The sequence below is a fragment of the bacterium genome (assembly GCA_040755795.1).
GTDB lineage: Bacteria > UBA9089 > CG2-30-40-21 > CG2-30-40-21 > SBAY01 > JBFLXS01.
Genome location: JBFLXS010000336.1, coordinates 1 through 4,588, shown reverse-complemented (window position 1 = coordinate 4,588; position 4,588 = coordinate 1). Strand labels below are relative to the sequence as shown.

Here is a 4,588-nt window from a genome sequence, read left to right as displayed (position 1 = left end):
TGTTGTTTGTGTCATAAGTTTGTCCTCCTTATTTTAGTTAGTTAATACTTTTTGTATAGTATACCATAAAATCTTTCGCAGGTCAAACTTGACACTTTATCATATCATCTCTGCGGTGAACGGTTACAATCTGGAAATGTGCCAGGTTCAATTCACAATTGAAGATATCCTCCCTTTTTAAGATGTGTATAGGCTAAGGCAGTAGCTTTTCTGCCTCGTGGTGTGCGGTTGAGGAAACCAATCTGGATTAAAAAAGGCTCATAAATATCTTCAATCGTAGAAACATCCTCGCTTACCGCCACGGTTAAGGTATTAAGTCCAACAGGACCTCCACCGAATTTATCAATCAATGTCTCCATAATTTTGCGGTCCATATTATCCAAACCTACTTCATCTATTTCAAAGGCAGATAGGGCTATATCTGCTATTTGTTTGGTAATTTTACCTTTGCCTTTTACCTCTGCATAGTCTCGTATTCTTTTCAGGAGTCGATTAGCCACCCTTGGCGTTCTCCGACTGCGTTTGGCAATTTCCCAGCTGGCTTCTTCCTCTATTTCAATCCCTAAAATCTTTGAAGAACGATTGACTATCTTAAACATATCTTCTTCTTCATAAAATTCTAAGCGATTAACCACGCCAAATCTATCCCGAAGTGGTGAGGTTAGTTGTCCTGCCTTTGTTGTGGCACCGACTAAGGTAAATCTGGGTAAATCAAGTTTTATTGACCTGGCAGAAGGTCCTTTGCCAATCATAATATCTAATTTAAAGTCTTCCATAGCTAAATATAGCAATTCTTCTACGGTTCGATTTATCCGATGAATCTCATCAATAAACAATACATCTTGTTGTGCAAGGTTAGTCAAGATAGCAGCAAGGTCACCGGGTCTTTCTAAAATAGGTCCTGAGGTCGTTTTGATATTTGTGCCGAGTTCATGAGCAATAATATATGCCAATGTCGTCTTCCCCAGTCCTGGCGGACCATAGAGTAAGATATGGTCAAGAGATTCCTTTCTTTTTAAAGCCGCTTGAATAAAAATAGACAAATTCTCTTTAATCTTATCCTGCCCAACAAATTCAGCCATCTCCGCTGGACGAAGACTTTGTTCAATCTCTTTATCTTCAAAAGTTAATGTTGGAATAGTTAATCGTTCTTCGATCATATTAATCTCCTGTATTTGTTATTTGGAATGCGGAATTAATTTTTTTAGTTCGGTATTTCTACTTCTCACTTCCGCATTCATTAATTGGCATAAATGATTTTATCAGGAATTTCATTTTATGTCAACAAAATTTCTATCCGCTTACCCCTTTTAGTAAAAAATGTCTTGACTTTTTAATGTTTTTCATGGTATATTTTAAACTAATTTTGTAACCGTTTAGATAGTAATGCACCGCAGAGACGCAGAGGAACAGAGAAGACATAGAAATAAATCAATTTTTCCCTCTTGAGAGGGGTTAGAAGTCTGTTTTTCTCTGCGTCTCTGTATCTGTGCGGTGAACGGTTATGACGAAAACACTAAATACATACAATCGTCCTCTTACCTTTTTTGAGGTATTTATGAAAACTATTGGACTTCATATTTGCTGTGGAATATGTGGAGGTGGGGTTGTAGAAAGATTAAGAGAAGAAGGGTTTAAAGTAATCGGATTTTTTTATAACCCAAATATTTATCCAGAACAAGAGTATAAAAGGCGTCTTGAAGTCGCCCAACAAGTCTCCCAAATCCTTGATTTTGAATTGATAGAAGGCGAGTATGATAAGGATAATTGGGTTAAACTTACTGAAAACTTAAAGGATGAACCTGAAGGGGGAAAAAGATGTGAGGTATGTTTCTGGATAAGGCTAAATGCAACTTTTAAAAAAATTAGAGAATTAAACATTCCATATTTCACAACAACCTTAACTGTAAGTCCACATAAAAACAGTGTGCTGATAAATAAAATAGGACGGGATTTGGGTGGTGAAGCCTTTCTTGAGCGTGATTTCAAGAAAAAGGAAGGGAGTAAATTAGCAATGAATTTTGCTAAACAACATAATCTCTTTCGCCAGAATTACTGTGGCTGTATGTATAGTATAAAGGAGGTAAGCGTTCCGCAGTCAGCCATCAGTTGTCAGCATTTAGCCATCTTTTAGCTAAAAAAGCAAACTAATTATCGGGGCTCGGGACTCGGGAATAAAAGAATTCCTTAACCCTTAAATCCGAACCCCGAACCCCGATTTTCAGGGGAAACACTCATGCCCACAGGGAGTGGGCACAAAGGATGATGAAAATAAGTAGTAAGCGGATTTAGCGGATTGAGCAGATAAAAAAACAGAAAAGAAGTCCGATTAATCCGCTCAATCCGATTACTAAAAAAATAAAAAATCCGTGCTCATCCGTCTAATCCGTGTCATCCGTGTTCTATTCTTACGGCTATTTTCAGGAGAACCGTCATGCCCCTGCGGGGCACAAAGGACGATGAAAATAGTGGTAGGAGATAGAAGGTGGGAGATAGGGAGATAAGCGTGAGGAGTGGTGTTTTCTTTACTTTCTACTTTCTACTCTCTACTCTCTACTTCCTATTTTCAGGAGAACGGTTTGGAATTTGTGGGTAACGGGTATTTAATATGATGAATTCAGGTAACCTTTTTGCTCAACCAGAATATTTAGTTATATTAACCGCTATACCTGTTTTAATTCTGTTTTACATAGTTGTATTTTACCAGAAAAAAAAGGCATTGGCTAAATTTGGTAATTTAGACCTGCTAAAAAAATTGTCTCCGACAATAAGTAATAACCGACAAAAAATAAAGGCGGTTTTAATTGTCTTAAGTTTTATTTTATTGGTAATTGCCCTGGCAAGACCTCAAATAGGCACCAAATCAGGGATAATAAAAAGAACAGGTATCGACATAATTTTAGCGATTGATACCTCGTTGAGTATGCTGGCGGAGGATATTAAACCAAATAGACTAACAAATGCAAAACAAAAAATAAGTAACTTGATTGATAAATTAAGAGGAGACCGTGTTGGATTGGTTGTTTTTGCAGGTGAAAGTTTTGTCCAATGCCCATTAACCCTTGATTACAGTGCGGCAAAGATATTCCTCGAGGCAATTGATATAAATGCCGTGCCAGTGCCAGGAACGGCTATTGGAAATGCCATAAGATGCGCCACCGCGGCATTTGTCAAAAAGGAACAAAAATATAAAGCACTGATTCTACTTACGGATGGAGAAGACCATAACACTAACCCTATTCAAGCGGCTAAAGAGGCACAAAAAAAAGGCGTGAAAATCTATACCGTTGGCATAGGCTCGACTCGAGGAGAACCTATACCTGTTAAAACCCCAGATGGACAAATTGAATATAAAAAAGATGCCTCAGGTGAAATCGTTATGAGTAAATTAGATGAAGCAACTCTTGAGAAAATTGCATCTTTAACTAATGGTAAATACTATCAAGCGACCTACGGCGAAATTGAATTAAATAAAATATATCAGGATATTTTAAGAATGGAAAAGAAACAACTTTTGTCGAAACAATACATTCAGTATGAAGATAGATTTCAGTATTTCTTAATTGGTGTCTTGATTTTACTGGTAATAGAAATGAGTATCAGCACCCACAGGAAAATGGCGGAGGAAAGATTTGAATAGAATTAAGGTAATTATTTTAATATCTTTTTGTACCTTTTTAGGTTTTTTAGACCCTGTTGCTGATAAAAATAGGGTTGGAAATAAACTTTATGGGCAAGAGAAATATGATGAGGCATTAGTAAAATATCGAGAGGCACAACTTAAAAAACCTCAATCTACAGAGTTATATTTTAATATAGGCAATGCCTTTTATAAAAAACAACAATATGAAAAGGCAATTAAAGAGTATCAAAATGCCCTTAAAAATAAGGAGACCTTATTCCGGGCTAAAACTTATTATAACATTGGTAATTCTCAATATAGAGATGGGAAATTAGTTAATGCCATTGTTTCATATAAAAAATCATTACAGATTAATCCTGATGATTTAGAGGCAAAGTATAATTTAGAATTTGTGCTTAAAAAATTAAAACAGCTATCTCAAAAACACCCTGCTAAATCTGAACAACAAAAACAAAAAAAATCTAAAGGTAGTGAAGGGGAAAATGGTAAAAATAAAGAAAAACAAACTCAACAAGCAAAGCAAGAAGATAAAAATAAGATGTCTAAAGAAGATGCAGGGCGAATATTACAGGCTTTAGAAGAGGAAGAAAAAGAGATTCAAAAGCGAAAACAAGTTCAGATTAGTGGAGATAAGCAGATAGAAAAGGATTGGTAACTGGTGATTGGTAACTGGTAACTGGTAACTGGTGATTGGTGATTGGTAACTGGTGATTGGTAACTGGTGATTGGTAACTGGTGATTGGTAACTATACTGGACACTGCCATTAACTGAGCTATTTAGGGACGGTTCATTTTCATCGTTTTTCCTGTGATTTCTTTTGGAAATTAGAAATTAGGTCTTCACTTCTTTCCCCAATTTCTAATTTCATATCCATTTTTTAACCGCAAGCTTTCACGCTAAAGTGAACCATCTCTAAAATCGCAATTTGTAACGGTGTTGAGTAT

5 protein-coding genes are annotated in these 4,588 nt (G+C 36.1%); 3 read left to right on the top strand and 2 right to left on the bottom strand.

Annotation, left to right across the window (positions count from 1 at the left end; translation table 11 throughout):
- Positions 1-152: 152 nt before the first annotated feature.
- Positions 153-1,157, bottom strand: a complete 1,005-nt coding sequence (ruvB, locus tag AB1414_16085; GenBank protein ID MEW6608939.1) for a Holliday junction branch migration DNA helicase RuvB — start codon at positions 1,155-1,157, stop codon at positions 153-155.
- Positions 1,158-1,504: 347 nt separating this feature from the next.
- On the opposite strand from ruvB, the gene AB1414_16080 reads away from it, so the two are divergent.
- From AB1414_16080 to AB1414_16070, 3 genes are all read left to right on the top strand, one after another.
- A complete protein-coding gene (locus AB1414_16080; GenBank protein ID MEW6608938.1) occupies positions 1,505-2,134 on the top strand; it encodes an epoxyqueuosine reductase QueH in 630 nt (209 codons plus the stop codon).
- A gap of 474 nt (positions 2,135-2,608) precedes the next feature.
- Entirely contained in the window at positions 2,609-3,640 is a 1,032-nt protein-coding gene (locus tag AB1414_16075) for a VWA domain-containing protein (protein MEW6608937.1), read from the top strand.
- The gene (locus tag AB1414_16070) at positions 3,633-4,298 is read left to right on the top strand and encodes a tetratricopeptide repeat protein (protein MEW6608936.1); all 666 of its coding nucleotides are present in this window, start codon (positions 3,633-3,635) and stop codon (positions 4,296-4,298) included. Before AB1414_16075 ends, AB1414_16070 begins: the two co-directional genes overlap by 8 nt.
- On the opposite strand, the gene AB1414_16065 is transcribed toward AB1414_16070, so the two are convergent.
- Positions 4,259-4,408, bottom strand: a complete 150-nt coding sequence (locus tag AB1414_16065) for an alpha/beta hydrolase (GenBank protein MEW6608935.1) — start codon at positions 4,406-4,408, stop codon at positions 4,259-4,261. The two genes, AB1414_16070 and AB1414_16065, sit on opposite strands and share 40 nt — an antisense overlap.
- Between the last annotated feature and the right edge of the window lie 180 nt (positions 4,409-4,588).

Excerpts from the sequence above, each read along its gene's own strand:
- AB1414_16075 (MEW6608937.1), top strand. The coding sequence starts at position 2,609 with ATGATGAATTCAGGTAACCTTTTTGCTCAACCAGAATATTTAGTTATA.
- AB1414_16065 (MEW6608935.1), bottom strand. The coding sequence starts at position 4,408 with ATGGCAGTGTCCAGTATAGTTACCAATCACCAGTTACCAATCACCAGT.
- AB1414_16080 (MEW6608938.1), top strand. The coding sequence starts at position 1,505 with ATGACGAAAACACTAAATACATACAATCGTCCTCTTACCTTTTTTGAG.